The 26,244-nt window shown below is 38.2% G+C and carries 25 protein-coding genes and 6 tRNA genes; 24 read left to right on the top strand and 7 right to left on the bottom strand.

The window, feature by feature from the left end:
* Positions 1–9 precede the first annotated feature (9 nt).
* The 5 genes from B9A52_RS00160 to B9A52_RS00140 all read left to right on the top strand — a co-directional run bounded on the left by B9A52_RS00160 (position 10) and on the right by B9A52_RS00140 (position 5,250).
* Entirely contained in the window at positions 10–501 is a 492-nt protein-coding gene (locus B9A52_RS00160; protein WP_084118387.1) for a DUF6691 family protein, read from the top strand.
* A gap of 285 nt (positions 502–786) precedes the next feature.
* Complete coding sequence (locus B9A52_RS00155) at positions 787–1,947, top strand: MFS transporter (protein WP_084118386.1); 1,161 nt, start codon at positions 787–789, stop codon at positions 1,945–1,947.
* 6 nt (positions 1,948–1,953) lie between these two features.
* Positions 1,954–2,685: an acyl-[acyl-carrier-protein] thioesterase gene (locus B9A52_RS00150; RefSeq protein WP_084118385.1), complete on the top strand. Its 732-nt coding sequence runs from the start codon at positions 1,954–1,956 to the stop codon at positions 2,683–2,685.
* Positions 2,686–2,809: 124 nt separating this feature from the next.
* Positions 2,810–3,877 (top strand): c-type cytochrome, encoded by a 1,068-nt coding sequence (locus B9A52_RS00145; protein ID WP_084118384.1) that lies wholly within the window; start codon positions 2,810–2,812, stop codon positions 3,875–3,877.
* Positions 3,874–5,250 carry an OprD family outer membrane porin gene (locus tag B9A52_RS00140; protein WP_084118383.1) on the top strand — a complete coding sequence of 459 codons (1,377 nt, stop codon included), beginning with the start codon at positions 3,874–3,876 and terminating at the stop codon, positions 5,248–5,250. Before B9A52_RS00145 ends, B9A52_RS00140 begins: the two co-directional genes overlap by 4 nt.
* Positions 5,251–5,316: 66 nt before the next feature.
* Here B9A52_RS00140 and B9A52_RS00135 read toward each other — a convergent pair whose 3' ends face one another.
* Positions 5,317–7,452 (bottom strand): M3 family metallopeptidase, encoded by a 2,136-nt coding sequence (locus tag B9A52_RS00135; protein WP_084123335.1) that lies wholly within the window; start codon positions 7,450–7,452, stop codon positions 5,317–5,319.
* A 207-nt stretch (positions 7,453–7,659) separates the two neighbouring features.
* Here B9A52_RS00135 and B9A52_RS00130 point away from each other — a divergent pair, with 207 nt between their 5' ends.
* The 7 genes from B9A52_RS00130 to B9A52_RS00095 all read left to right on the top strand — a co-directional run bounded on the left by B9A52_RS00130 (position 7,660) and on the right by B9A52_RS00095 (position 16,153).
* Positions 7,660–8,535, top strand: a complete 876-nt coding sequence (locus tag B9A52_RS00130) for a carbon-nitrogen hydrolase (RefSeq protein WP_157370030.1) — start codon at positions 7,660–7,662, stop codon at positions 8,533–8,535.
* Complete coding sequence (locus B9A52_RS00125) at positions 8,525–9,613, top strand: agmatine deiminase family protein (RefSeq protein WP_084118382.1); 1,089 nt, start codon at positions 8,525–8,527, stop codon at positions 9,611–9,613. Before B9A52_RS00130 ends, B9A52_RS00125 begins: the two co-directional genes overlap by 11 nt.
* A gap of 342 nt (positions 9,614–9,955) precedes the next feature.
* On the top strand, positions 9,956–10,762 hold the full coding sequence (locus B9A52_RS00115; RefSeq protein WP_084118380.1) for an amidohydrolase: 807 nt from the start codon (positions 9,956–9,958) through the stop codon (positions 10,760–10,762).
* Positions 10,763–11,110: 348 nt separating this feature from the next.
* On the top strand, positions 11,111–13,345 hold the full coding sequence (locus B9A52_RS00110; RefSeq protein WP_084118379.1) for an NADP-dependent isocitrate dehydrogenase: 2,235 nt from the start codon (positions 11,111–11,113) through the stop codon (positions 13,343–13,345).
* Between the two features lie 328 nt (positions 13,346–13,673).
* On the top strand, positions 13,674–14,678 hold the full coding sequence (gene gap / locus B9A52_RS00105) for a type I glyceraldehyde-3-phosphate dehydrogenase (protein ID WP_084118378.1): 1,005 nt from the start codon (positions 13,674–13,676) through the stop codon (positions 14,676–14,678).
* Between the two features lie 117 nt (positions 14,679–14,795).
* Positions 14,796–15,464 (top strand): hypothetical protein, encoded by a 669-nt coding sequence (locus tag B9A52_RS00100; RefSeq protein ID WP_084118377.1) that lies wholly within the window; start codon positions 14,796–14,798, stop codon positions 15,462–15,464.
* A gap of 62 nt (positions 15,465–15,526) precedes the next feature.
* Complete coding sequence (locus B9A52_RS00095; protein WP_084118376.1) at positions 15,527–16,153, top strand: LON peptidase substrate-binding domain-containing protein; 627 nt, start codon at positions 15,527–15,529, stop codon at positions 16,151–16,153.
* 1 nt (position 16,154) lies between these two features.
* Here the strand turns inward: B9A52_RS00095 and B9A52_RS00090 are convergent, their stop codons facing one another.
* Positions 16,155–16,772: a hypothetical protein gene (locus B9A52_RS00090; RefSeq protein WP_317045532.1), complete on the bottom strand. Its 618-nt coding sequence runs from the start codon at positions 16,770–16,772 to the stop codon at positions 16,155–16,157.
* Positions 16,773–17,212: 440 nt separating this feature from the next.
* On the opposite strand from B9A52_RS00090, the gene B9A52_RS00085 reads away from it, so the two are divergent.
* The 7 genes from B9A52_RS00085 (at position 17,213) to B9A52_RS00055 (ending at position 19,004) form a co-directional block, all read left to right on the top strand.
* Positions 17,213–17,285, top strand: a tRNA-Lys gene (locus tag B9A52_RS00085).
* Positions 17,286–17,336: 51 nt separating this feature from the next.
* Positions 17,337–17,410 (top strand) — tRNA-Pro (locus tag B9A52_RS00080).
* A 12-nt stretch (positions 17,411–17,422) separates the two neighbouring features.
* Positions 17,423–17,496: transfer RNA gene (locus B9A52_RS00075), tRNA-Arg, on the top strand.
* Between the two features lie 155 nt (positions 17,497–17,651).
* Positions 17,652–17,724 (top strand) — tRNA-Lys (locus B9A52_RS00070).
* A gap of 108 nt (positions 17,725–17,832) precedes the next feature.
* A tRNA-Lys gene (locus B9A52_RS00065) sits at positions 17,833–17,903 on the top strand.
* 107 nt (positions 17,904–18,010) lie between these two features.
* Positions 18,011–18,081 (top strand) — tRNA-Lys (locus B9A52_RS00060).
* Positions 18,082–18,350: 269 nt separating this feature from the next.
* Complete coding sequence (locus B9A52_RS00055; protein ID WP_084118374.1) at positions 18,351–19,004, top strand: MCP four helix bundle domain-containing protein; 654 nt, start codon at positions 18,351–18,353, stop codon at positions 19,002–19,004.
* Between the two features lie 30 nt (positions 19,005–19,034).
* Here the strand turns inward: B9A52_RS00055 and B9A52_RS00050 are convergent, their stop codons facing one another.
* Positions 19,035–19,841, bottom strand: a complete 807-nt coding sequence (locus B9A52_RS00050) for an aminotransferase class IV (protein WP_084118373.1) — start codon at positions 19,839–19,841, stop codon at positions 19,035–19,037.
* A gap of 97 nt (positions 19,842–19,938) precedes the next feature.
* On the opposite strand from B9A52_RS00050, the gene B9A52_RS00045 reads away from it, so the two are divergent.
* Both B9A52_RS00045 and B9A52_RS00040 read left to right on the top strand, forming a co-directional pair.
* On the top strand, positions 19,939–20,298 hold the full coding sequence (locus B9A52_RS00045) for a MerC domain-containing protein (protein ID WP_084118372.1): 360 nt from the start codon (positions 19,939–19,941) through the stop codon (positions 20,296–20,298).
* A gap of 55 nt (positions 20,299–20,353) precedes the next feature.
* The gene (locus tag B9A52_RS00040; RefSeq protein WP_084118371.1) at positions 20,354–20,779 is read left to right on the top strand and encodes a hypothetical protein; all 426 of its coding nucleotides are present in this window, start codon (positions 20,354–20,356) and stop codon (positions 20,777–20,779) included.
* A 2-nt stretch (positions 20,780–20,781) separates the two neighbouring features.
* Here the strand turns inward: B9A52_RS00040 and B9A52_RS00035 are convergent, their stop codons facing one another.
* The 3 genes from B9A52_RS00035 to B9A52_RS00025 are packed head-to-tail and all read right to left on the bottom strand — an operon-like array spanning position 20,782 to position 22,443.
* Complete coding sequence (locus B9A52_RS00035; protein ID WP_084118370.1) at positions 20,782–21,231, bottom strand: c-type cytochrome; 450 nt, start codon at positions 21,229–21,231, stop codon at positions 20,782–20,784.
* Between the two features lie 3 nt (positions 21,232–21,234).
* On the bottom strand, positions 21,235–21,891 hold the full coding sequence (locus tag B9A52_RS00030) for an SCO family protein (RefSeq protein ID WP_084118369.1): 657 nt from the start codon (positions 21,889–21,891) through the stop codon (positions 21,235–21,237).
* 15 nt (positions 21,892–21,906) lie between these two features.
* Entirely contained in the window at positions 21,907–22,443 is a 537-nt protein-coding gene (locus tag B9A52_RS00025; protein ID WP_084118368.1) for a CopD family protein, read from the bottom strand.
* A gap of 53 nt (positions 22,444–22,496) precedes the next feature.
* Between B9A52_RS00025 and B9A52_RS00020 the strand changes: the two genes are divergently transcribed.
* From B9A52_RS00020 to B9A52_RS00010, 3 genes are read left to right on the top strand one after another with little or no spacing between them, the layout of a single operon-like run.
* Complete coding sequence (locus B9A52_RS00020; RefSeq protein ID WP_084118367.1) at positions 22,497–22,901, top strand: hypothetical protein; 405 nt, start codon at positions 22,497–22,499, stop codon at positions 22,899–22,901.
* Between the two features lie 51 nt (positions 22,902–22,952).
* Positions 22,953–23,957: a methylmalonyl Co-A mutase-associated GTPase MeaB gene (meaB, locus tag B9A52_RS00015; RefSeq protein WP_084118366.1), complete on the top strand. Its 1,005-nt coding sequence runs from the start codon at positions 22,953–22,955 to the stop codon at positions 23,955–23,957.
* Between the two features lie 10 nt (positions 23,958–23,967).
* Positions 23,968–24,735: a DUF3298 and DUF4163 domain-containing protein gene (locus B9A52_RS00010; RefSeq protein WP_172805149.1), complete on the top strand. Its 768-nt coding sequence runs from the start codon at positions 23,968–23,970 to the stop codon at positions 24,733–24,735.
* Here B9A52_RS00010 and dnaA read toward each other — a convergent pair.
* Positions 24,729–26,153: a chromosomal replication initiator protein DnaA gene (dnaA, locus tag B9A52_RS00005; RefSeq protein ID WP_084118364.1), complete on the bottom strand. Its 1,425-nt coding sequence runs from the start codon at positions 26,151–26,153 to the stop codon at positions 24,729–24,731. The two genes, B9A52_RS00010 and dnaA, sit on opposite strands and share 7 nt — an antisense overlap.
* Positions 26,154–26,244: the final 91 nt, after the last annotated feature.

Below are 26,244 nucleotides of genomic sequence, written 5' to 3'. Positions count from 1 at the left end.
TAAAGGAATATGAAAACTACAATAACTGAAAAAAAACAGGATCCAAAGGATTGCGGAACGCTTAATCATAAGGTTGATCATGAGACCGGATTTGGATTGATAAAATATTTGATAGTTGGATTGTTTTTCGGTCTGATTTTCGTCAAGGCTGAAATCATTTCCTGGTTCAGAATTCAGGAAATGTTCAGATTACAATCTTTTTTCATGTATGGAGTTATCGGATCCGCCATATTGGTAGGTATGATCTCCATTCAATTGATCAAAAGATTTAACATTAAGACTATTCATGGAGAGGAAATTGTCGTACCGAAAAAAGAATTCAGAAAGGGCCAAATCATTGGTGGATTTATATTCGGATTGGGTTGGGCTTTAACAGGCGCATGTCCGGGACCTTTGTTTGCCCAAATAGGCAGTGGATTTACAGTGATTGCAGTCACTTTAATTAGTGCAATTGCGGGAACATGGACATATGGTAGGTTTTCAGATAAACTTCCCAATTAATGAGGAGCATGGATTGAAACATAAAAAAATCAATTAGAAGTCACTGCCAAAAGGCGGTGACTTTTTTTTTAAAATCGGTTCAGTCAAAAACCTTTTTGATAATAGTTCTGATCATTAATATGGCGATCAAGATTACAGAACCGGCGATTACAAATTCCATCTTTTGATTTTTATTATTAACAGAAGTAAATGAATTATGTTCGTCAATTTCAATTTTTTTAGGTTTATTATTTCCGTTTTTTGCTGTTAGCTTTGCAAGTTCAAACCTAACCTTTCAAATCAATAATGACTTTACTTCAAAAAAGAAGAATAGCTTTAGGGAGCTTATTTTTTTTGGCAGGGCTATGTTTTGCTTCTTGGGCTTCCCGTATTCCTGATATCCAGGTGAAGTTTGATCTTTCTGAATCCCAATTGGGTTCTTTGCTTTTGGGATTGCCGGTTGGTTCAGTATTGGCCCTTCCCCTGGCTGGTTGGGCAGTTCATCGGTTTGGAAGTAGGATTGTGGTATTGCTATCCTCGGCTGGATACATTGTTTTTCTACCTCTGATTGGATTCAGCGAATCTTTGTGGATGTTGGTTCCGGTGGTGTTTTTTTTTGGTATGACAGGAAATTTGATGAATATCTCGTTGAATACCCAGGCTTTGGCCTTAGAGGATAATTACGGAAGAAATATCTTGGGATCTTTCCATGGAACGTGGAGTCTGGCGGGTTTTACAGGGGCAGGAATCGGAGCAATCATGATTTTTTTACATGTACTTCCCAAGTTTCATTATTTGTTTGTGGCCGGGTTGGTTTTAATAGTGACATTCTTGGTTCAAAGTCTTCTAGTGGATGAACAGAGTTCTGGCGGAGGCGGTGGTCTGGTGTTAAGAAAACCTGACGACATGTTGCTGAGAATAGGATCAATATCATTTTTGGGAATGCTTTGCGAGGGCTGTATGTTTGATTGGAGCGGGGTCTATTTTAAGAAAGTGGTGGAAATAGAAGCAGGTTTGGTTGCTTTGGGATATGTGTCTTTTATGGGTGCAATGGCTTCAGGAAGGTTTATTGCGGATAGGGTTACCAATAAATATGGGAAAGTGCTCATTTTGAGAATCAGTGGGCTGGTTATTTTTTCAGGACTGATTTTATCAGTTTTGTTTCCGGTTCCAATTGTGGCTACAATCGGATTTTTGCTTGTAGGATTTGGGGTTGCTTCAATTATTCCCATAGCATACAGTACAGCGGGCAGGTCAAAACTTTATCCTCCTGGTGTTTCTTTGGCCATCATATCGACCATTTCGTTTTTCGGGTTTTTGATAGGTCCGCCTTTAATTGGTTTTATAGCAGATTTGTTAAGTTTGAAAGCTTCCTTTACCTTGGTGGCTATAGCTGGGTTGGGTATTGCTGTTTTGTCCACTATCAAAACCGATGTCTTCTATCCTGGAAAAGTAGCAGCCAAATGATAAGTCATGTCAGAGAAAATACCCTTTCAATTTGAGAAAAAATTCGAGGTTTTGTCTTTTCAGATAGATCCCAAGGGAAGACTCCGTATGTCTGCTTTGGCAGATCTGATGCAGGAAGTGGCCTGGAAACATGCGGATAGCAGGGACTTCGGTAAAGCACTTTTCGACCAAGGATATATTTGGGTATTGTCAAGATTTGAAATCAAAGTGCATAAAATGCCTTCATGGGGTGAGGAGATTACAGTGAAAACGGCCGGGAGGGGAATAGACAAGCTGTTTGCATTAAGGGAGTTTTTGGTGGTTAGTGCGACTGGTGAAGTATTGGCAGAAGCAATGTCCGCATGGTTGTTATTGGAAATCAAATCGAAAAGACCCCAAAGGCCAGGGAATGTATTGCCCCCGGAGTTGTTCAGCTATATTGATGGATCCCAACTAATGCCGGATAAAATACCACTTCCGGAAAAGCCTGTTTTTGGTGATCTTATAAAGGTAAGACCATTTGATCTCGACATGAACAATCATGTAAATAATGTAAGCTATATCAGGTGGGTTGAGGATTTTTGCTTATTACATAAAGCAAATATCGAGTACATACTCATAAATTACATTGCGGAGGTAATGTTGAATCAGGAAATAGAAATCTATTATCAGGTTGAAGAAGATTCGACCATATTGATTGGGAAGAACCAAAATAAACAGGTTTTTTTGGCAAAAGTGAACAAACAGATCTCAGATTGACTGTTGTTTGCATGAATTTCTAAAGCCAAATTCAAAGTTATTTTTTAGATTTAATTGTGATGATTATCACAGCTAATTAGTGTAAGAATAAGCCAATTTTGTACAGTAAATAAAAATTCACCCTATGAAAGATATTTTCCGGCCATTTATAAAAATTCTGACTTTAATGGTTGGTCTATTGGTGACTATTACACTATTGACCGTAATCCTGATTGGAACAGTGGTGCTGATGTTTAATGGCACTTCTTCTCAAAAATCAGATCAATTAGCCTCCGCGGGAAATGCGGTAGTAGCTACAGTCGCAAATACTTATAGGGGTGTCATTCCAAAAGAGGGTCTTTGGCAGGCACCAGCCTGGAATACGGTAGAAGCCGAACCCAATGCAGACCTCATTAAATATGGAAAAGAGTTGATAGCCAACACATCGGAATATTTGGGGCCAAATGGAAAAGTGAAAAAAATATCCAATGGGATGAACTGCCAAAACTGCCATTTGAATGCTGGCTCTTTACCTTTGGGCAATAACTATGCAGCTGTTGCATCCACTTATCCAAAAGTAAGAGGCCGTTCCGGGCAAATGGAGGATATCCCCAAAAGAATCAATGATTGTTTTGAAAGAAGTCTGAATGGAAAAGCCTTAGAAAATAACAGTAAAGAAATGCTGGCAATGGTCGCTTACATGGAATGGCTTGGAAAAGACGTACCCAAGGGTGAATCCCCGAAAGGAGTTGGAATATACGAAGTGCCATTTTTGGACAGGGCCGCGGATCCGATAAAAGGTAAAACCGTTTATTCCCAATTATGCCAAAGCTGTCATATGGAAGATGGTCAGGGAATGATGAAAGCAGACAAAACAGGATATACTTACCCACCACTATGGGGAGAGCACAGTTATAATCACGGAGCGGGTCTGTTCAGGATGTCAAGGTTTGCAGGGTATGTCAAAACCAACATGCCATTAGGAGCAACTTTCGAAAGGCCATTGCTTACGGATGAGCAGGCATGGGATGTGGCAGCCTATGTCAACTCCATGGACCGTCCCGGAAAAGATCTTTCTAAAGATTGGCCGGATATTTCCAAAAAACCCGTCGACCATCCATTCGGACCTTTTTCGGATGAATTCAGTGAGGAACAACATAAATTCGGTCCATTCAAACCGATAAAAGAAGCAAGAGAAAAAGCCGCGAAATGAGAGTTTTGATTCTATTGATTTTTTCAACTTTCTTGCACTTTCAGAGTATTGCCCAAGAATCTGATACGCTTAGAAATAAATCCAAAAGCCCAATACACGGAACTATTGGACTTAGGTCTTATTGGATGTCCACAAGTTATTGGGAAAATTTCAAAGGAGACTTTGCCTTGGGACAAAGTGCATTTATTCAACTTAAAACCAAAGCGTATAAAGGCTTTTCCATAGTGGGAAGGTATTCCGTTTTTGGCAACTTATGGAGTTCGGATTTATTGGGAAGAGATCCGGTTACCCAAAATTTCAACAGGTATGAAGTAGGGCTTTTTGATGTAAACGATCCATCTGACAAGTTTTTTGGGAAAGTGGAAGAACTTCAAATAAGGTATAGTTCTTCAAAATTCAATGCGGTCCTGGGCCGAATGGATATCAACACACCTTTTATCAATCCTCAAGACGGTCGTCTTTCTCCAACATTTGTGGAGGGGGTACGCTTGGATTTTCAACCGGACAAGAAAAACAAATTCTCAGCCCAATTTATAGGAAGAATGAGCCCTAGGTCAACTTCGGGTTGGTTTGATATTGGGGAGACAATAGGAATATATCCCGTTGGCCAAAGTGAATTTGGGGGTCCATCAAATTATCAGGGTAATACCGAAAGTAATTTCTTCACCGTGGTGGATTGGCAGCATCGTACAGATTCGGATGTTCAGTTACAGTTAAACCATACTTATGTAGACAATATTTCAAACACGGTTTTTACGCAAGCCGTAAAGGATTGGGACATTGCAAATAGTGGGAAAAAGTTTGTTACAGGTCTGCAGTTTATAGTGCAAGATGGGATAGGTGATGGAGGTAATCCTGAACCTGATAAAAGATTCAAAAATCCTGATGATTTGAATTTTGTGTTGGGAGGCAGAATAGGTATCAAATCCAACAGGTCTATTTGGTGGCTGAATTATACAAGAATAGACGGCAGGGGAAGATTTCTGAATCCTCGTGAGTGGGGTCGAGATCCTTTTTTCACATTTATACCGCGAGAACGTAATGAAGGTTATAATCAGGTAGATGCCTTCACCACCTATTACCAAAGAAATTTTCCTGAAAAAGGCCTCCAATTCTATGGCTTTGCAGGATTACATTTTTTACCGGATCCAGGCAATACCGAATTGAATAAGTATGCATTTCCCTCTTATGCCCAAGCAAACTTTGGGGGGAAATACGTTCCAAAAAACTGGGGGAAAGGTTTGGATTTTCATGCGATTTTGATGAGTAAACTGAATATCAAATCAGGAGAAATAAAGCCCCAATGGATTTTCAATAAGGTCAATATGATTCATGTTAATTTTATTGTGAATTATACCATTCAATGGAAGTAAAAAATAACCCGACTCCATTCCAAAACGAAGTCGGGTTAATTTTTAAAAAAAAGAATTAGTTAGGGGTCAATCTCTTCTTTCCATGGATACCTCATCCAATCCTCTTTTCTTCAAAAGGGCATCGATTTTGGGCTCAGCACCTCTGAAATTCACATACATTTTCATAGGATCATCTGTTCCACCTCTTTCAAGAATTTCTTTTCGGAAAGCCTGTGCCTTGTCCTGATTGAACAGGTCGGTTTCTTTGAAAGCCTGGAAAGCATCTGTGTCCAATACTCCGGACCAGATATAACTGTAATATCCCGAAGAATAACCGCCCGAGAAAATATGTGAAAAGTAAGTACTTCTGTAACGTGGGATAATTTCTTCCATTAGACCAATTTTATCCATGGAAGCCTTTTCAAATTCATCTGCGCTTAATGAAATAGGACTGGTCTGGGTATGGTAATCCAAATCCAATAAGGAAGCAGCCAAATATTCTGTAGTCCCAAATCCCTGACCAAAAGTGCCGCTTTTTTGGAGTTTTTCAATTAATGCATCAGGTATCACTTCACCGGTCTTATAATGGATGGCATACTGTTTTAAAACAGTTGGCTCTGTAGCCCAGTTTTCCATAATCTGTGACGGCAATTCAACAAAGTCCCTTGGTACTGATGTTCCTGCAAGACTTCGGTATTGCACGTTGGATAACAGGCCATGGAGTGCATGACCAAACTCGTGAAAGAAAGTTGACACTTCATCAAAAGTCAATAAAGCAGGAGCATCTGCAGTTGGTCTTGTGAAGTTGCACACAATTGAAATTACAGGCGCTTTTCTTTCACCGTTTATTGATTTCTGTGCCCTGTAGGATGTCATCCAAGCGCCACCTCTTTTGGATGCTCTAGGGTGAAAATCCATATACAATACGCCTACATGAGTTCCATCGGCTTCTTTAACTTCATAAGCTTTGGCATCAGGATGGTATACGGGAATGTCTTTGATTTCCTCAAAAGTCAGGCCCCAGAGATTTTTAACTACCATGAAAACCCCGTCCTGAACTTTATCCAAAGCAAAATATGGTTTTACCTCTTGTTCGTCCAAGTCGAATTTCTGCTGCTTCAACTTCTCTTCATAATATCTCCAATCCCAAGGGGCCAATTCAAAACCATTGCCAGAAGCATTGATCATTGCCTGCATTTCTGCTCCTTCTACTTTTGCTTTTGCCTGGGCAGGAGTCCAAAGTTGGTTTAATAAGTTATATACATTTTCAGGATTCTTGGCCATGGTTTCCTCCAGGACATAATCCGCATGGGTTTTGAAACCAAGTAGATTTGCTTTTTCTCTTCTGAGATTTGCTATTTCCAGCAAGATTTCTTTGTTGTCTTTGTCGTTTCCCTGATTGCCTCTGATTTGGTAAGCCTCCCAGATTTGTCTTCTCAATTCGCGGTTGTCTGCATATTGAAGAAAGGGCATCACACTTGGGTTTTGAAGCGTAAAAAGCCATTTTCCTTCCATTCCGGCTGCTTTAGCGTCACTTGCCGCAGCCTCAATTTGACTTTCTGACAAGCCGGAAAGATCATCCTGATTATCGATTACCAATTGGAAGGCATTTGTTTCGGCCAATAGATTTTGTCCGAATTGTAGACTCAAAGTGGAGAGTTTGCTGTTTATGGCCCGCATTTTCTCTTTGTCAGACTCGCTTAGGTTTGCTCCACTTCTTACAAATGACTTATATCTTTTCTCCAGCAATTTTTCCTGTTCGGGATTCAGGTTGAGGTTGTCTTTTTGATCCCAAATCGCTTTAACTCTGGCAAAGAGTTTTTCATTCAGGTTGATATTGTCATTATGCTTTGATAATTCAGGTGCCATTTCTCTGGCAATAGCCTGGAGTTCATCATTAGTGTTGGCACTGTTCAGATTGGAAAAGACAATATTGGTCCGGCTCAGTAAATCTCCCGAATATTCCATTGCTTCAATGGTATTTTCGAAAGTAGGAGCATCAGGATTGTTGACAATGGCATCTATTTCCTGCTGTTGTTGATTCATTCCTTCCCTAAGGGCCGGAGCAAAATGTTCATTTTTGATTTTGTCAAAAGGGGGTACTTCAAAAGGCGTATTATAAGCCTCAAAGAACGGGTTGGTCATATCGTTTTCATTTTCGCTTTGCTCACAGGCCAACAAGAGGCTTACGGAAGCAATAGCAGCAATCATTTGTTTTTTCATAAGGAATCTATTTGGGTTTTCCATGCAAATATAAATAGGTTTTTGATAGTGAATATTTTTTATTTAAATCGTGGGATTTATATCATTCATAACTTTTCCGGCATTTAAATAATTGAGGGATAAACCAATAATGAGCCCAATTTTTACAAATATTCAATTATTTTTGAAGATTGAATAGAAAATTGGTAATGCTAAAATAGAATAATAGTGTCTATAAGAACCGTAAAAGTAGGATTGGTGCAGCATTCATGCAGTTCAGATCTTGGATCAAATCTTTCTAAAGCTGAAAAAGGAATTAGGAAAGCAAGTCAGGAAGGTGCGCAGATCATTTGTCTGCAAGAACTTTTTAATTCTCTTTATTTCTGTGATGTAGAGGATCATGATAATTTCAAACTGGCGGAAAGTATTCCCGGTCCTTCTACGGACTTTTTCTCCTCCCTTGCCAAAGAATTGAGTGTGGTCATCATAGCCTCCCTGTTTGAGAAAAGGGCTGAGGGGCTTTACCATAATACCACAGCTGTATTGGATGCTGATGGAAGCTACCTAGGCAAATACCGGAAAATGCATATCCCCGATGATCCCGGATATTATGAGAAATTTTATTTCACACCAGGAGATTTGGGCTACAAAGTTTTCAACACCAAATTTGCCAAAATAGGAGTTCTGATCTGTTGGGATCAATGGTATCCGGAAGCGGCAAGAATTACCTCATTGATGGGAGCAGAAATGCTATTTTACCCGACTGCCATTGGCTGGCACAAGGATCAGGATAAACCAACCAATGAGGAGCAATATCAGGCCTGGCAGACCATTCAGCGTTCACATGCTGTTGCCAATGGCGTTCCGGTAGTTTCGGTCAACAGGGTAGGGATTGAAGGAGATATGAAGTTTTGGGGAGGTTCTTTTGTTTGCAATGCATTTGGAAGAGTTTTATTCCAGGCTGATCATAATGAAGAGGAGGTTTATGTCCATGAACTTGACATGCATAATTCGGACAGGTACCGAACACATTGGCCTTTTTTGAGAGACCGACGCATTGATTCTTATTCTCCCATTCTCAAGAGATTCATAGATGAAGATTAATATTTTTACCAAAGACGTTTTTGAAATCGCCAATGCAGGAGATATTACACCCTCCCAATTGGGCTATTATTTTCCAGCGGAATTTGCACTCCATGCTGCAACTTGGCTGAGTTGGCCTCATAAAGAAGCATCTTGGCCAGGGAAGATCAAGACCATTTTTCCTGCTTATGCTGAATTTATAAAGTATGTAGCTTTAGGTGAAGAAGTTCATATCAATGTAAAAGATGAAGCAATGAAGGCATTTGCCTTGGAGCATCTTGAGGTTGCAGGAGCAGACCTAAAAAGGATTTTTTTTCATTATTTTCCAACTAATGATGCCTGGTGCAGGGATCATGGTCCAGCCTTCTTGATTAATCCGGGGGCAGAACAAAAGAAAGTTTTGGTCAAATGGGATTACAATGCCTGGGGAGATAAGTATCCTCCTTATGACTTGGACAATCAGGTTCCGATCAAAATTGCAGAATTTAGAAATATCCCCTGCTTCAGGCCTGGAATTATCATGGAAGGAGGTTCCGTTGAATTCAATGGTAAAGGGACATTGCTCACCTCGGAAGCTTGCCTGCTCAATCCCAACAGAAATCCCCATCTTTCAAAAAAGCAAATTGAGGAATACCTGAATGGTTATTTTGGTGTTGAAAACATTCTTTGGCTGAATGATGGAATCATCGGAGATGATACAGATGGACACATTGATGACCTTACAAGGTTTGTCAATCCCGATACGGTGGTGGCCATGGTAGAGCATAATAAAGCAGATGAAAACTATGCGCCTCTCAAAGAGAACCTTGATCTGCTTTGCAAACTGAGGTTGGAAAACGGAAAACAAATGAATATTGTGGAATTACCTATGCCAAGAGAAATCATCCATGAAGATATGCGCTTGCCGGCATCTTATGCCAATTTTTATATTTCCAACCATGCGGTGATTGTCCCGACTTTCCAGGATAAAAATGACGATAAGGCATTGGAAATTTTGACTTCCTGTTTTCCTGACAGAAAAGTAGTAGGAGTCAATTCCTTGGATCTGATTTGGGGTTTGGGTTCATTTCATTGCCTGAGTCAGCAAGAACCTTATTGATGGATTCTTCTGGGGTCAGCATCTGCCGATTTGAATAATTTTCCTTTATTGATCTCAACCATTTCATCAAACTCCCGTGACAGATAATCAGCATAGGAATATACCCACCTGCCTGTCCGGTAGGCAGGTGCTTTGTTAATGGTTTCTTGATTTTGTTTTGATATTCGGGGTTTTCGCTGGAATTATTCATTTTATCGATATATAAAAAAAGGCTGTTTTTTTATAAAATGGAGATTGAATTGAATAGGGACAGGATTATTTTGGACATTTATTTTATTTAATAATTGCCGAATTCTCCGAAACTTGTTGAATTCTTTATATTTAAATTTGAATGAATAAAAAATGATAAACCGAAAAAACATTTCACCCATTCGAATCGCATTGGTACAGACAGATTTATATTGGAAAGATAAGATCGCCAATATGGCCATGTTGGAGGAAAAAATATTGGGATTTGATCAACAGGTTGATTTAATTGTTTTGCCTGAAATGTTTTCCACAGGATTTACGATGGATGCAAAGGAGGTTGCCGAACCAATGAACCTTCATACAACTAAATGGATGAAGCAAATGGCTTCACAGACCCAATCAATTATAACAGGAAGTATAATTATCAATGATAAAGGGAAATTCTTTAACCGTTTACTTTGGGTAAGCCCTGATGGAATTATGGATTGGTATGATAAGAGGCATCTATTTAGAATGGCGAATGAGGATGAATTTTTTGACATGGGTAAGGAAAGAAAAGTATTCCATTGCAAAGGATGGAATATAATGCCTCAGGTCTGTTATGATTTGAGATTTCCTGTTTGGTCCCGAAATAAAGTCATTAATAAAGAGCTTGAATATGACCTGATTTTTTACGTCGCGAGTTGGCCCAGCCCAAGAATCAGTGCATGGGATATTTTGCTCAAAGCACGGGCTGTTGAAAATCAGGCCTATGCTCTTGGAGTCAACAGAATTGGGGAGGACGGTAATTCTGTGCCCTATTCAGGCCATTCAGGGGCTTATAATTTCAAAGGGGAGACCCTTTCTTTTTCAGCTGACAAAGAGGAAATTCTTTTTGTTGATCTGGATTATGAGTCGCTGATGCAATACCGAGAGAAATTCCCTGCCTGGATGGATGCTGATCAGTTTGAATTAAAGTAATTTTTGAAGTTCATTTATTTGTAATTTAACCTTGGGGGCTTTGATTGGATTCATGGGAAACCTTTACTCTGTTATTTATTCCTAAACCACATTTGATTTCGGGGAATAGTACCTTATAGATTTCTGCAAAACTGACTAAATCAAAATTCTGTTTTTAACCAAGAATCCATTTTTATAAATAATCCTTATAGTCAACATAAACAAACTTTAAAAACAGGATATTTTCATTATTTTAGCCGCAATTTTGAAATAGACGATTGGTTTAATCAGGATTTTCTGTAGAGAACTCCCAACAAAATCATCAAGCTTTTACCAATCAAACTTTCCACAATTCTGAACGAATAAAAAATGACTAGCAAAACAGCCAAAATTTTATATACGCTGACTGATGAGGCCCCGGCATTGGCCACTTATTCCTTATTGCCCATAATCAAAGTTTTTACTGATTCTGCAGGTATTGTTGTAGAAACCAGGGATATTTCACTTTCTGGTAGGATAATAGCTCTTTTCCCTGAATTTTTAAAGCCCGAGCAAAGAATCGGTGATGCTTTGTCAGAATTAGGTGAAATAGCCAAAACACCGGAGGCAAATATTGTAAAGCTTCCGAATATTTCTGCCTCCATACCCCAATTGGTAGAAGCCATTCAAGAATTGCAGTCCAAAGGCTATGCAATACCCGATTATCCCAATGACCCCAAAAACGAGGAAGAAAAAGCCATAAAAGTGAAATATGACAGAGTAAAAGGAAGTGCTGTCAATCCTGTACTCCGGGAAGGAAACTCTGACAGAAGAGCGCCATTGGCAGTAAAGAATTTTGCTAAAAAGAATCCACATAGCATGGGTAAATGGTCCCCTGATTCCAAAACGCATGTCGCAAGCATGAGTCACGGTGATTTTTACGGAAGTGAAAAATCAATCACGTTGAAGAAAGCAGGCTCGGTGGATATTGTTCATGAGGGACCTGCAGGAAATAAAACCATCTTGAAATCAAAGCTTGAACTTGAGGAAGGAGAGATAATTGATTCCTCGGTTTTAAGTGTAAATGAGCTGAGAAGTTTTTTTGAAGAACAAATTGAAGACGCCAAAAAATCAGGTGTTCTGTTCTCACTTCACATGAAAGCTACTATGATGAAGGTCTCAGATCCTATCATTTTTGGTTATGCAGTCAAGGTGTTTTTTGCGCCAATTTTTGAAAAATACGCGACAGAATTGAAAGATTTGGGAGTGGATGTCAATAATGGATTTGGCGATTTAATTTCAAAAATAAGTAAGCTTCCAGCTGATAAAAAAGCTGAAATTGAAGCTGATATAGCTTTATGCTTTACTAATGGACCGGATTTGGCAATGGTAAACTCTGACAAAGGGATTACCAATCTACATGTTCCAAGTGATGTGATAGTTGACGCTTCCATGCCAGCTTTGATCCGATCTTCCGGTCAGATGTGGAATAAGGAAGGAAAGCTTCAGGATACCAAGGCGGTAATTCCGGATAGGTCATATGCCGGGATCTATCAGGAAACCATTGATTTCTGTAAAAAGCACGGAGCCTTGGACCCTTCCACCATGGGAAGTGTTCCCAATGTAGGTCTCATGGCCCAAAAAGCGGAGGAATATGGGTCACATGATAAGACTTTTGAGATTGCCTCGGATGGAGTAGTTAAAGTCATTTCAGAGTCCGGAGAGGTATTGATGGAGCATCAGGTAAGCCAAGGCGACATTTGGAGAATGTGCCAAACCAAAGATGCCCCTGTACAGGACTGGGTCAAACTTGCCGTAACAAGGGCAAGAGCTACAGGAGTTCCTACTGTATTTTGGTTGGATTCTAACAGGGCACATGATTTGGAAATAATCAAAAAGGTCGAAAAATATCTTCCTACACATGACACTGCTGGATTGGAGATCCAGGTGATGAACCCCGAGGAAGCCACCAGATTTTCACTTGAAAGAATAAAAGAAGGGAAAGATACCATTTCAGTTACAGGAAATGTATTGAGAGATTACCTGACAGATTTATTTCCAATTTTGGAATTGGGAACAAGCGCCAAAATGCTCTCCATCGTTCCTTTGATGAACGGGGGTGGGCTTTTTGAAACCGGAGCCGGAGGTTCAGCGCCGAAGCATGTAGAGCAGTTTTTGGAAGAAAACCATTTACGTTGGGATTCATTGGGTGAATTTTTGGCGTTGGCAGTTTCTTTGGAACATTTGGGAAATACTTTCTCCAATGATAGAGCGATGGTTTTGGCGGAGACCTTGGATAAGGCTACGGAGATGTTTTTGGAAAATGACAAATCACCATCAAGAAAAGCCGGTGAGTTGGATAATAGAGGCAGCCATTTTTATCTGTCGCTTTATTGGGCGAAGGCTTTGGCTGAACAGGACAGAGATAAGGAACTTCAAAAAGTTTTTTCCCCTGTTGCCAAATCCCTTGCTGAGAACGAATCTGCGATTGTAAATGAACTCAACAAAATTCAAGGAGTCAAAATGGATATTGGGGGATATTATAAACCGGATGAGAAAAAGACCTCCGAGGCCATGCGTCCCAGCAAAACATTCAACGATATTTTGGACTCGATTAAGTTTTGATCAAGTAAAAAAGGTAACAGAAAAGGGGTTTTTAACCCCTTTTCTGCTTATTTCCCATTCATGATTCGGAATCCAGCAATGGAACTCTTTTAAAATCCTGAAATTTTTGGAAAATTATAATTCTGATAATCAATGCCTTGATTTTGCCATGATTTTCCGCAATCGATTGAATTAGGATATATTTTAAAATGTTCATTTTCAATTCGTTAAATATTTTGGGGGGCAAGATAAATTTGGTAATTTTAGGTCATTAAATCTTGAATTATTAAAATGACTAAATGATTATTTCTTTTTATTCTATACCAATACAACAATAAATTAAATAACTATGAACAAAATTAAAGTAGGAATCAATGGATTCGGTAGAATCGGCCGTCTTGTTTTCAGAGCTGCACAATCAAGAAGTGATATTCAGGTGGTGGCAATCAATGACCTTATTGATGTTGATTATATAGCCTATATGCTGAAATATGATTCCACTCATGGAATTTTTGACGGAAGCGTTGAAGTTAAGAATGGCAAACTGGTAGTGAACGGGAATGAGATCAGAGTATCTTCTGAAAAAAATCCTTCAAGCCTTAAATGGGGAGAAGTTGGAGCTGATTATGTAGTAGAATCAACCGGAATATTTCTTACGAAAGAAACTGCCCAGGGACACCTTGATGCCGGAGCAAAAAAAGTGATTATGTCAGCGCCTTCAAAGGATGATACGCCGATGTTTGTAATGGGAGTAAACGAAAGCTCATATACTTCAGATATGAAATTTGTATCCAATGCTTCTTGTACAACCAATTGCCTTGCTCCAATTGCAAAAGTTTTGAATGATAATTGGGGAATTGAGGAAGGATTGATGACCACTGTTCATGCAACAACAGCTACGCAAAAGACAGTAGATGGACCTTCAGCAAAAGATTGGAGAGGTGGCAGAGGTGCAGGCCAAAACATCATCCCCTCATCCACAGGAGCTGCCAAAGCAGTTGGTAAGGTTATTCCAGAACTGAACGGAAAATTGACAGGTATGGCCTTCAGGGTTCCGACACCAAATGTTTCCGTGGTTGATTTGACCGTCAGGCTTAAAAAAGGTGCTAGCTATGAAGAAATATGTGCCAAAATGAAAGAAGTTTCTGAGACAAGCATGAAAGGAATCCTGGGATATACAGAAGATCAGGTAGTATCTACAGATTTCAATGGTGATGCCAGAACTTCCATTTTTGATGCAGGTGCGGGTATTCAGCTGAATGACAAGTTTGTTAAGGTAGTTTCCTGGTATGACAATGAGTGGGGATATTCCAATAAAGTAATTGATTTATTGGTTTATATCGCCGGAAAATAAAATAATGTATTCATGTTATTTCACCAAAAAGAGGGTCAATCGACCCTCTTTTTTTATGATTTTTTTTGAGTTGAAGATAAAAATTCATATAATGAAGTTTCAAACAAAAATAGTTTAATGTATTTATTAGTGTTATGGACTTTCTTATTCGGAAGTCCCCAAATTTCCCAAAAAGTATCAGATCGTTTTTCTAATCACCCAAAAACAGAAAACAAAGATCCCGATGAAGTTGTAAGGTTCAAGAACAAAACTGTTCCCAAGGTTATCTTAGAGCCCGTTTTGAAAGCTTTGGCTTATTTTCCTGATCTGGATAGTGTCGATATTACTTTTGAATTCAAAGAGAATATATCCGGAGCGGTAATGCAAGCCCAGCCAAAGATATTCTCACTTTTTGTGAACGGTAAAGAAGATAGAAAATATAGGATCAAAATTACCCGTGAGTTGGATTTAGGAGGTGAGTTATTACCTATAGAAAAGATACCTATTGACGCTCTGGTAGGATGGATAGGTCATGAACTCGGACACGTGATGGATTATCTCAAAAGATCCTCCACAGATATGATGCATTTTGGAGCGAGGTATTTTCTTTCAAAGAAAAAGGTGACGGAAGCTGAATTGACTGCTGATGGATACGCTATTGGATGTGGTATGGGGCTTCAGATTCTGGCCAACAAAACTTATATTTTGAACAATGAAGGCTTTGATGTGGAGTATAGGAATAAAATCAAATCGCTATATATGTCTCCGGATCAAATCATTTCCATGAGTGAGGCACTGGAAAAATAAATTTTTTTCATATTTAAGGTTGATATCTTAACCAAATCAAATTTGTCCTCTTTATAAGTTTTATGGAATCCTTTCTACCCCTATTCCCTTTGAAGCTTGTTGCCTTCCCAGGTGAACACCTTAGTCTTCATATATTCGAACCGAGGTATAAGCAATTGGTGAACGATGTTTTGGAAACTGATAGTACTTTTGGAATAGCTGTCTATTTGGATAAATTGATGTCTTTTGGTACTGAGGTAAAGCTAAAGGAAGTCTCCAAAGTATACGAAGATGGCAGAATGGATATCAAAACCATAGGGGGTCGGGTATTCGAAATTCTGTCCTTTGATAATCCCACGATAGGCAGATTGTATGCAGGAGGACGAGTCGTTTACAAGGATAACAATATTATGGTTTCCGAAAGCCTTTATGCTGAATTTCTTTTTTATCTGAAGGAGTTATTTCGATTGATGAATTATACAATTGAGCTTATACCTCTTCAAGTCAACTCCTTTACTTTTGCCCATAAAGTTGGCTTGAAGTTAGAGGAGGAATATGATTTACTGATGATGGACAAAGAATCTGACAGGATACAGTATTTAATCAGGCATTTATTGAAAGTGATACCAATCCTTAGGGACATTGAATCAGCAAAAGAGAAGATCAAAAATAACGGTCATTTCAAAAATCTTGAGCCGCTTGATTTTTAATTTAAAGTCGGGTTATGTTTTCTTTTTTTACAAATGCTTTCTGATCACCCCAATTTACTTCATACCAGACATCTTTGGTGGTCTTGATTATAACCCTGTGGCCTGGGTAAACTATCTTAAGGAGTTTGCCTCCTGCGGTTGGTTGGTCCATCACCAAAGTGGGACTGCCTGTAACTATTCCGGATTTTGGCTCTGAAAGAAAGTTATTGGAAAAAAAAGTCAATATAAGGAATAAAAAAGAGGGTAGATAGTACCTGGGTTTGTCCGCTTTTTTTCTGAAAACAAACAGCAGTATCAACGACAACATCAAAAGTACTGCGAAAAATGAGGTGATTTCCATTTGAAGATCAATAAGGAACTTCATAAACCTATCGCTATCATTCAACTCATATCCATAAAGTGTAACCTGATCAGTCAGGACTTTAATCTTGGTAATAACCCTGGGGTTGGGGTTTTGATCATAATATTTAGCCAGGTAAAAGCTGGCATCTGAATAATCACCAATGCCTTCTGAAATAAAAGCCATTTTCAAAAGCATCGCAGAGGAGAATGTGACCTCATTTAGAAGTAAATCCTTATAGATGATCATAGCTTCTTGGTAATTCTTAGTGGTAAACAAAGAATCTGCTTTTTGAAGCTTGGATATATTAGCCTGACAATTAAAGCTTTGTACAAATACGATAAAAAATATTATAAATTTTGTCAGAAAGATTCGATTTGGGTTTGGCATTTTAAATACAGCGGCTTAAATTTGCAGTCCAATTACGGTATTGATTTAAGAAAAAGCAAGTCAAATTCTTTGATTTTCTATTTTAAATTGATACTTATTGGATTTCAGAATGTTAAATTCTTCACTTGTTAGGGTTTAAACAAATGCGCTGTTACCTCCTTTTGAATTGAGATGGCAGATCAAAACAATAAGATTCCGTATCCCGATAGTTATCGGGATGGAAGAGCAAAACAATATGATTCCGTATCCCGATAGTTATCGGGATGGTAGAGCAAAACAATATGATTCCGTATCCCGATAGTTATCGGGATGGTAGAGCAAAACAATATGATTCCGTAGCTCAGCTGGTAGAGCAATACACTTTTAATGTATGGGTCCTGGGTTCGAATCCCAGCGGGATCACAAAAAGACTAAATTGATCTGGATAAGTCAGATTCTAAAGAGTTTAAAGTTCGGGGTGTAGCGTAGCCCGGTATCGCGCCTGCTTTGGGAGCAGGAGGTCGTAGGTTCGAATCCTGCCACCCCGACTTAATTATTCCGGTCCTGTAGCTCAATTGGATAGAGCAACTGCCTTCTAAGCAGTAGGTTTCAGGTTCGATTCCTGACAGGATCACTTTGATACAGAGCATCTCTTTGCTGGGATGCTCAATTTATTATCAGACTATTATAAATATTTGATTCCGTATCCCGATAGTTATCGGGATGGAAGAGCAAAACAATATGATTCTGTATCCCGATAGTTATCGGGATGGAAGAGCAAAACAATAAGATTCCGTAGCTCAGCTGGTAGAGCAATACACTTTTAATGTATGGGTCCTGGGTTCGAATCCCAGCGGGATCACAAAAACCTCCTCAAACGGGAGGTTTTTTTCATTTCAGAAAATTGTTACTATAACCAGTCTGGATTTGAGAACTTACTTTGTTTATAGAGAATATGAATCCGTATACCGATAGCTATCGGTATGGTAGAGCAATACACTTTTAATGTATGGGTCCTGGGTTCGAATCCCAGCGGGATCACAGAAGCCTCCTCAAAGGGAGGTTTTTTTCATTTCAGAAAATCGTTCCTATAACCAGTCTGGATTTGGGAACTTACTTTGTTTAAAGAGAATATGAATCCGTATACCGATAGCTATCGGTATGGTAGAGCAATACACTTTTAATGTATGGGTCCTGGGTTCGAATCCCAGCGGGATCACAGAAGCCTCCTTTTTAAAGGGAGGTTTTTTTGTGATTAGGGTTTTGTTCACCACGTGTTGTTTTCTTTTTCAAAAGATCATCCTCCTGTTCGGATGTTTTTATTTTATTCAACTGAGTTTATGCCGGTTGAAGGGTTTTATTATTATTTCCCCTTTTTTCTTAGGTTATTTCATTTCAAAAATTTTAATTGGCAGATAATTAACCACAAAAAAATTATCATTGGACTTTAGACGTTAATTTTTGTGGAAGTATTAATCAGAAACAACAATGCCAAAAAACGAACCCCACAACCGTAAACTGAAAGTAGCAATAATCCTGACAATCATTATTGTAATGATATTTGGAAAGAATGTTCTAGAGAGAAAAAACTTCAATGAACTTGGTGATACTTTTATTTCTTTTTATGAGGACAGATTAGTGGTTGAAAGTTATATTTTCTCTATTTCAGAGAATCTTTTCAGGATCAAACTACTGATCAATCACTGTGAATTTGAAAGTGATTACAGCCATGTAATTGAGGAAATCAGTGATTATGAGGCGTCTATTCTTAAACTTGTGGAAAGTTTTGAAAAAACAAAACTGACTGTAGCTGAGGAGGGATTTCTCACAGATTTCAAAAAAATCATAGAGAGTAATTTAAGAATCGCAGATTACGCCATGCTGTATTCTGAAGAATCAGGAATAAACACAAAAAGCGTTAAAGAATACAATTCTTATATTGAAAGAGCTATTTCAGATCTTGAGAAGCTTTCCCTTATTCAAATCGAAGAAGGGAAAAAGCTGGCCGAAAATTCAGATAAAGTAGTCAATCGTTCCAGAATATGGGCTCAATTTGAAGTTGCAGCACTTGTAATCCTTTTGATAATTATATATCTATTGATTTATACATCCCGATCTATCAAAGCAGATTTTGTTGATTAATGGGTTGATGTGAAAAGACTGGATTTGCCTTTAACAAATGGTTCTGAATTTTTCAATCAGGGCCAATGTAATTTCTCCTGGTTTACCTGTTCCTATCTTTTTTTCATCGATTTGGGTTATGGGCAGAATTTTTTTTGTTGTACTGGTAATGAACAGTTCGTCCGCCTCCAATAATTCATTTAAAGTCACAGGTTGAATTTTAATTGAATTGTCTAATTCCAAAACCCTTTTGCGCGTAATTCCATGGAGAATATGCTTGTCAGGAGTTTTAATTTCTCCATTTTTAACCACGAATATATTTGATCTGGAGCTTTCCGAAACAAATCCATCATGATGATAAACCACATCTTCTGCACCTTTTTGCTTCCATTCAGCACTATGCCAAACCGGGAATGCATAATTAGTGGTTTTAACATCTGCTATTGCCCTGACATGTTCGACAGCTAATAATTTGACGCCGTTTTCATATTTATGTGGGGCAGGGAAATCCAGGTCTTCACAGAAAATAAACAAGGAACCATCTGTGGGGGAAAAATGATTTTCAGATACACCTCCGGTAAGTAACATCCTTATACCTCCGTTTTCTAGGTTATTTTTTGAGATCAATTCCCCAATGACTGAGGTAAGCTCTTCTTTCGAATAGGGTAGGGTGAGATGTGTTTTTTCAGCAGACCTTATAAACCTGTCCAAGTAATCACTCAGAAACAGCGGATTGTAATTTGAAGTCCTGAAAAAATCGAAAATGCCATATCCCCGAATCAATCCTATATCCATAGGATGTATTACAGCGAGATGTGAGGATATAATTTGGTTTTTGGCAAAACAATAAGGTTTCATGAAATAATAGATTTGTTTTATAATAATTTTCGAAATATCACATATATTTGCAATTACGTTGCAAATAATAAAAAGAATTTCAAGTCAATCGGCAGATATGCTGGGTATATCAGCATCAGTTTTATGTATGATTCATTGCTTGGCATTTCCGGTAATGATTTCCTTGGGCTATATGGCTCGATATTCTGACGATCATGCACATGATCATATTCATTGGCATTGGATGGATTATTTTTTTATAGCACTGGCAGTCTGGGCTGTATTTAATGCTGCTAAAAATACACATTCCAAAGGTATTAAAATAGCATTATGGACTGCTGTTTTAATTTTTTCTTTTGCGATTCTCTTGCATGAATGGAACTCTTGGATGATCGCAGTTTCCGTATTGGCTTCCATATCTTTAATAATAATTCATATTATAAATTGGAAATATCACAAAAATTGCAAAATAGTTTAGGAATAATTTCTTTTTTTAGCCTAATTGTTTTTCATTTGAATGAAAAACCAGCAATATGTTAAAATTAATCAGTAAGGTAATTTTTTTAAGTTTTCTTGCCTCATTTGTGGGATGTGAGCCCAACATAAAAAATCAAAATCAAGAATTAAAGCAGGAGGTAATTGATATACACGATGAAGTAATGCCCTTGATGGGAGATTTAAAATCTCTCAAAAAGAAAATTGATGAAAAAAAAGATATGATATCCCAATCAGATCCCGAAAACATCGATAAAATAAATGAACTGGAGACCTTATCAATTAATCTGGATAGTGCATTTAATGGGATGTTTGTTTGGATGAGGCAGTTTCAGTCTTCCTATGATGACATGTCTGAAGCGGAGGTAGAGACCTATTTGCTGGGGCAAAAAGTGAAAGTTGAGAAAGTAAATGAGGACATCAAAAAAGCGATGACAGCAGCAAAAAAAGAGCTGGAATCTTGATGTTAATTTTGCGTTTTGAGGTATTCACCTACTGTATTTGCATCAATGACACCTTCCTTATTACCCCAAATATTATACAGATAGGTGACGATTTGGGCTATTTCCATATCAGTTAGCTTGGGATTTGCAGGCATGGCTTGATTATAAATCTGCCCGTTTACTATTATTTCACCCTCTTGTCCAAACTTGATTATCCTTATTGTTCTACCGATATCCTCAAGCATATAATCGGATTCAAAAAGCGGTGGGATTAATTTTCCCAATCCACTCCCGTCTTTTTGGTGGCAGTTTGCACAAAGATTCTCATATAGTATTTTACCTTCAATGGCATATTGAAGAACTTTAGTGTCTTTAATATTCGCTAAAGTATTTTCCTTTCCGGAAGATTGCGGTTGGCAGGATGAAAACAGGAAATATAGGATAAGGTAAGTGGCAGTTAATTTCAAGTTCATATTCTATTGAAGCAATTTTGGGATGTCCCTCATCAGTTTGTTTACCTGATCTTCTTTGGTTCCATCATATACTCCCCTGATGTGTCCATTTTGATCTACTAAGACAAAAGCGCCTGAATGTAATATTCCCCCGGGCTCGGTTTGATCTTCCATTGCTGTAGTCAAATAACTTGTCTGACCGATTTCAAAAATCTTTTCTTGGTCTCCTGTTAGAAATTGCCAGGTCTGATCATTTTCTACCCCGATCCGATAAGCGTAATCTTTGAGAAGCTCAGCAGTATCATGAACAGGATCCAAAGTATGGCTTAGGATCATAAAATCAGGTTCTTCTTTGAATTTCTCATAGACCCGCAACATTTGGGTTTTCATTATTGGGCAGATAGTAGGACAAGTAGTGAAGAAAAAATCTGCAACATACACTTTTCCCTCTACCGATGAATTTGATATTTCTTTGCCTTCTTGATTGATAAATGAAAAATTGGCGATTTTATGAAATGCGGTGTCCTTAACGGTTTTCCCTTCCATCTCAATCTCATTGATATACCAATTGCCCAATTTTGGAAGGGGGCGATTGTCATCTTCGTTTGATTTTTCGGAGGAACAATTCCATAACAATATTGCTGAAAGTAGTAAAATTACCGGAATAGTCGATTTTTTCATTTTTGGTCTTTTATTCTAAGATTTAGCCCTTGATTTTTTATACAGTTGGATTCCAAGCATCAACAATGCGCTCAGTCCCAAAAGCCCGATAATTCCCCAAAAGGTGTTGATCAGACTTTTCAGAACAATAAGGAATACTATAGCAAATAACAAAACTGTCGCACCTTCGTTCCAAATTCTCAGTTGATTTGAGCTCCATTTTGCAATTCCCCTTTGGAGTTCAGAAAATTGCCTTTGGCAAATGAAGTGATAAACATATAAAAGTAATACAAACCCTAATTTGGCGTGCATAAAACCCAATTGCATATACCCCCATCTGTGATACAATACCCAAAAACCAAAAATCAACGTCAGAATAGCAGATGGCCAAGTAATTCCAAACCAAAGTCTTCTTGCCATGAGATTCAGATGGGGCACCAGTATTTTTTTCTCCTCTTCGGGTTTTTCCAATGCCTCAGTTTGATAAATAAACAACCTGACAACATAAAAAAGCCCTGCAAACCAAGTAACTACGAAAATGATGTGAAGAGCTTTGACATATTCAAAAACCATATTGAAATTTTTTCCACTAAATTAAGGCTTTAAATCTAAAGATCCTTTATAAAATGTCTTCCAAGTACCTTCTATACGGAATAATTGCAGCAGTGATTTTGATAATTGTTTGGATAGTAGGAGATACTGTTTCCCAACCTGGAGTAGGGGATCTTAAAGGTGATTTTATTGAAATGGCCAGCTATAGGAATGAAAACAATACAGGCCCTGTAATAAGGATTTACGCTGTTTATACATCAGATTCAACCCGAGAAACAATGCTGGATTATGGTAATTTTATGCCGCATACCAAATATGGCAATACAAAAGTGTTTTTCTTTGATGACAGGGAATTCACACCTAAATCCATTCGGCCTTCAGAACCAATTTTCGAATCTAAATATGAAAAAAACTGTATTGCGGTATTTGAAAAAACAGCGATGGGAGATGTTCGATTCAAAAAGTATCCCTTTCAATAAATTTTTTAACTTTGAGAGCCATTTCAATTAAGCTTATCCAATCTTTATCCATTGAAAATAACCAGCAGACTACCCGTTGAAGCCTATGTAGAAGGGATCCTTTCAGGAGATAGGGTGATTTTGAGCAGGGCGATAACTTTGGTAGAAAGTACACTTCCCCAAGATCAATTTTTGGCTGAGAATGTCGTTGAAAAAATCCTGCCCTATTCAGGGAAATCAATCAGAATTGGAATTACCGGAGTTCCTGGTGTTGGGAAAAGTACATTTATAGAAGGATTTGGTAAATTATTGGTGGAAAAGGGCTATAAGCTTGCTGTATTGACCATAGATCCCAGCAGTCAAAAAAGTCATGGCAGTATTCTTGGTGATAAGACCAGGATGGAAAAGCTTAGTTCTGATAAAAGGGCTTATATCAGACCAAGTCCGGCAGGTGTCTCCTTGGGAGGTGTCAGTGCAAAAACCAGGGAGGCCATGTTGCTTTGTGAAGCCGCCGGGTTTAATATCATACTTATTGAGACTGTGGGCGTTGGTCAGTCTGAAATTGCCGTCAAGGGCATGGTGGATTTTTTTCTGCTACTTATGTTGGCAGGGGCAGGTGACGAATTGCAGGGTATAAAAAAAGGAATCATTGAAATGTGTGATGCATTGGTCATCAATAAAGCAGATGGGGAAAATATAACCGCTGCCAAAAAAGCCAAAAGAGAATATACCAATGCACTTCATCTTTTTCCTGTAAAAGAAAACGGCTGGAATCCCAAGGTATTGACCTGTTCGGCGATTGATCAGATTGGTCTTTCCGAAATCTGGCAAATGATTGAAGGCTTTGTGGATCAAATGAAACGGATCAATTATTTGGATATCAATCGATCCAATCAATTAGAGAACTGGCTTCATGACCATATTGGTTATCTTTTGAAAAGCAGTTTTTATGAAAATGAAGAAATCAAAAGTAGTTTAACCAAGAATCTATCTGAAATAAAGGCAGGCAAAAAATCTCCAATAGGTTTAGCCAGGGAATTAGTGGAAGCATTTATTGATGGGATTTCAAGAAAATAACCGGTCAATTATGAGCAAGTGGATTTGGCTCGTGTTTTTAATTGTTGCATTCTCATGTAATCCTCCAATTCACAATAGCTTGGAATTTGAACTGAAGGAATTTCATCAAAAAGCCTGTAAAGGATTAAATTGTAGTGAAGTCAATGTGAAATATCCGGTTTTTACCCAAGAAAATGAAACCACATCCAATTTGAATAATCTTATTGAAGAGAGAATCATTAAAATCGTAGATGTCAATGAAGAAATAAAATCCTCGAGCATTGAAGATGCGGCCACCAATTTTTTAGATTCTTATATTGAATTTATGGATGGGTTTGAATCAAATCAAGAATGGGAAATAGATGTAACTTTCAAGATTTTGTTTGAAAATGTTCAGCTTATTTCAATTGTTATAGAAACTTACGCCTATACCGGAGGCGCTCATCCCAATAGTTACAGACAATACCTAAATTTTAATAAAATTGAAAATCAGGTATTGGATAATGAGTCTTTGATTTCGGATAAACCCGAATTGCTCCATTTGGTAGAATCAAAATTCAGGGAGATCCATGATATAGAAGAGAAAGTATCTCTGAAGGAAACCGGTATGTTTTTTCTGGAAAGGGATTCGATATTTTTCTTACCTGCTGCTATAGGTTTTGAAATGGATTCAGTGGTGTTTTACTATAATCCATACGAAATTGGCCCATATGTCTTGGGAGGTACTGAAATCAAATTTCCAAAGGAGGAATTAAGGGGTGTTTTGAATTTATACAAGCAAAAAATAATTGGTCAGTAGGACCGCATTTTAAATTTCTTTTTCAGGTCATTTACTGAGTTTCTAAAAGCAGTATCTGTTTCCATAAAATCATTGACTGTCTGAACCGCATGTATTACTGTGCTGTGGTCTCTTCCGCCAAAATGATAGCCGATGGATTTAAGGGAATGATTGGTAAATTCTTTTGCAAAATACATGGCCACTTGACGGGCGGTGACAATTTCTTTTTTTCTGGTTTTTGCTTTAAGATCTTCAATTTTGATGTCAAAATATTCTGAAACTGTTTTTTGAATAAAATCTATGCCCACTTCAGTCTCAATATCTTTTACAATATTTTTCATGATAGCCTTGGCCAAAGCCAAATCAATGTCAACCCTGTTCAATGAAGCATGGGCAAGCAGGGAAATCATGACACCTTCTAGTTCCCTTACATTGGTATCAATGGTATAGGCCAAATATTCTATCACATCATTAGGAATATAAATACCCTCTGACTGCATTTTTCTTTTAATAATAGCAACCCTTGTTTCAAAGTCAGGCATCTGAAGATCTGCCGTAAGACCCCATTTGAATCTGGACAATAATCTCTCTTCGAGTCCTTTCAGATCCTTTGGAGGACAATCCGAGGTCATTATTATCTGCTTTTTGTTTTGATGAAGATGATTGAAAATGTGGAAAAACATCTCCTGGGTTCTGTCTTTTCCTGCCAAAAACTGTATGTCATCAATAATCAACACATCTACCTGCATATAAAAGTTCGTAAAACTCTTTACGTTCCCATCCTTGATGGAATCCATAAATTGGTTGACGAATTTTTCAGAAGAAACATAGAGTACAAATTTATCTTCAGGACCGTTTTTGATTTCGTTGCCGATAGCCTGGACAAGATGGGTTTTTCCCAAACCAACTCCGCCGTATACCATTAGGGGATTAAATGAGGTGATGCCCGGCTTGGTGGCCACTGCAAATCCTGCAGACCTTGCCAATCTGTTGCAATCACCCTCTATGTAGGTATTGAAAGTATAAATGGCATTCAGGTTGGATTGCAAAAGCATATCGTCGTCCAAAGACTTAAGATAGAAAGGGCTTTTGTTTTCAGCAGGTTCATTAAGGTTCTTTTTTGGAGAACTTGGGTTATTTCCCTGTGGAAAACTTACAACATAAGGTTGGTTCTGAGAATTTCCTTTATCCACGACCACCGCGTATTCCAATTTACCGTTGGGGCCCAAAACTGATTTGATAGCTAACTTTAGTACCTGTACGTAGTTGTCTTCCAACCACTCATAAAAAAATTGACTGGGAACTTGTATAGTGAGGCTGCTTCCTTCCAATCTGACAGGATTAACAGGTTTGAACCAAGTAGAATAACTTTGCTCATTAACGTGCTGTTCAATTACACGCAAACATTCATTCCAAACTGCATTGGCCTCAGAACTCATTTATTACTTTTAATAACTTTTCGGTAGGAATTTTAGGACTTATCACCCCAAGATTTTCAGGGGGCTCAAATTTGGGGAAAATATATTTAAA

Source organism: Aquiflexum balticum DSM 16537, assembly GCF_900176595.1.
Lineage (GTDB): Bacteria > Bacteroidota > Bacteroidia > Cytophagales > Cyclobacteriaceae > Aquiflexum > Aquiflexum balticum.
Note: the sequence above shows the minus strand (reverse complement) of the source record. Positions and strands in the feature narration are given on the sequence as shown.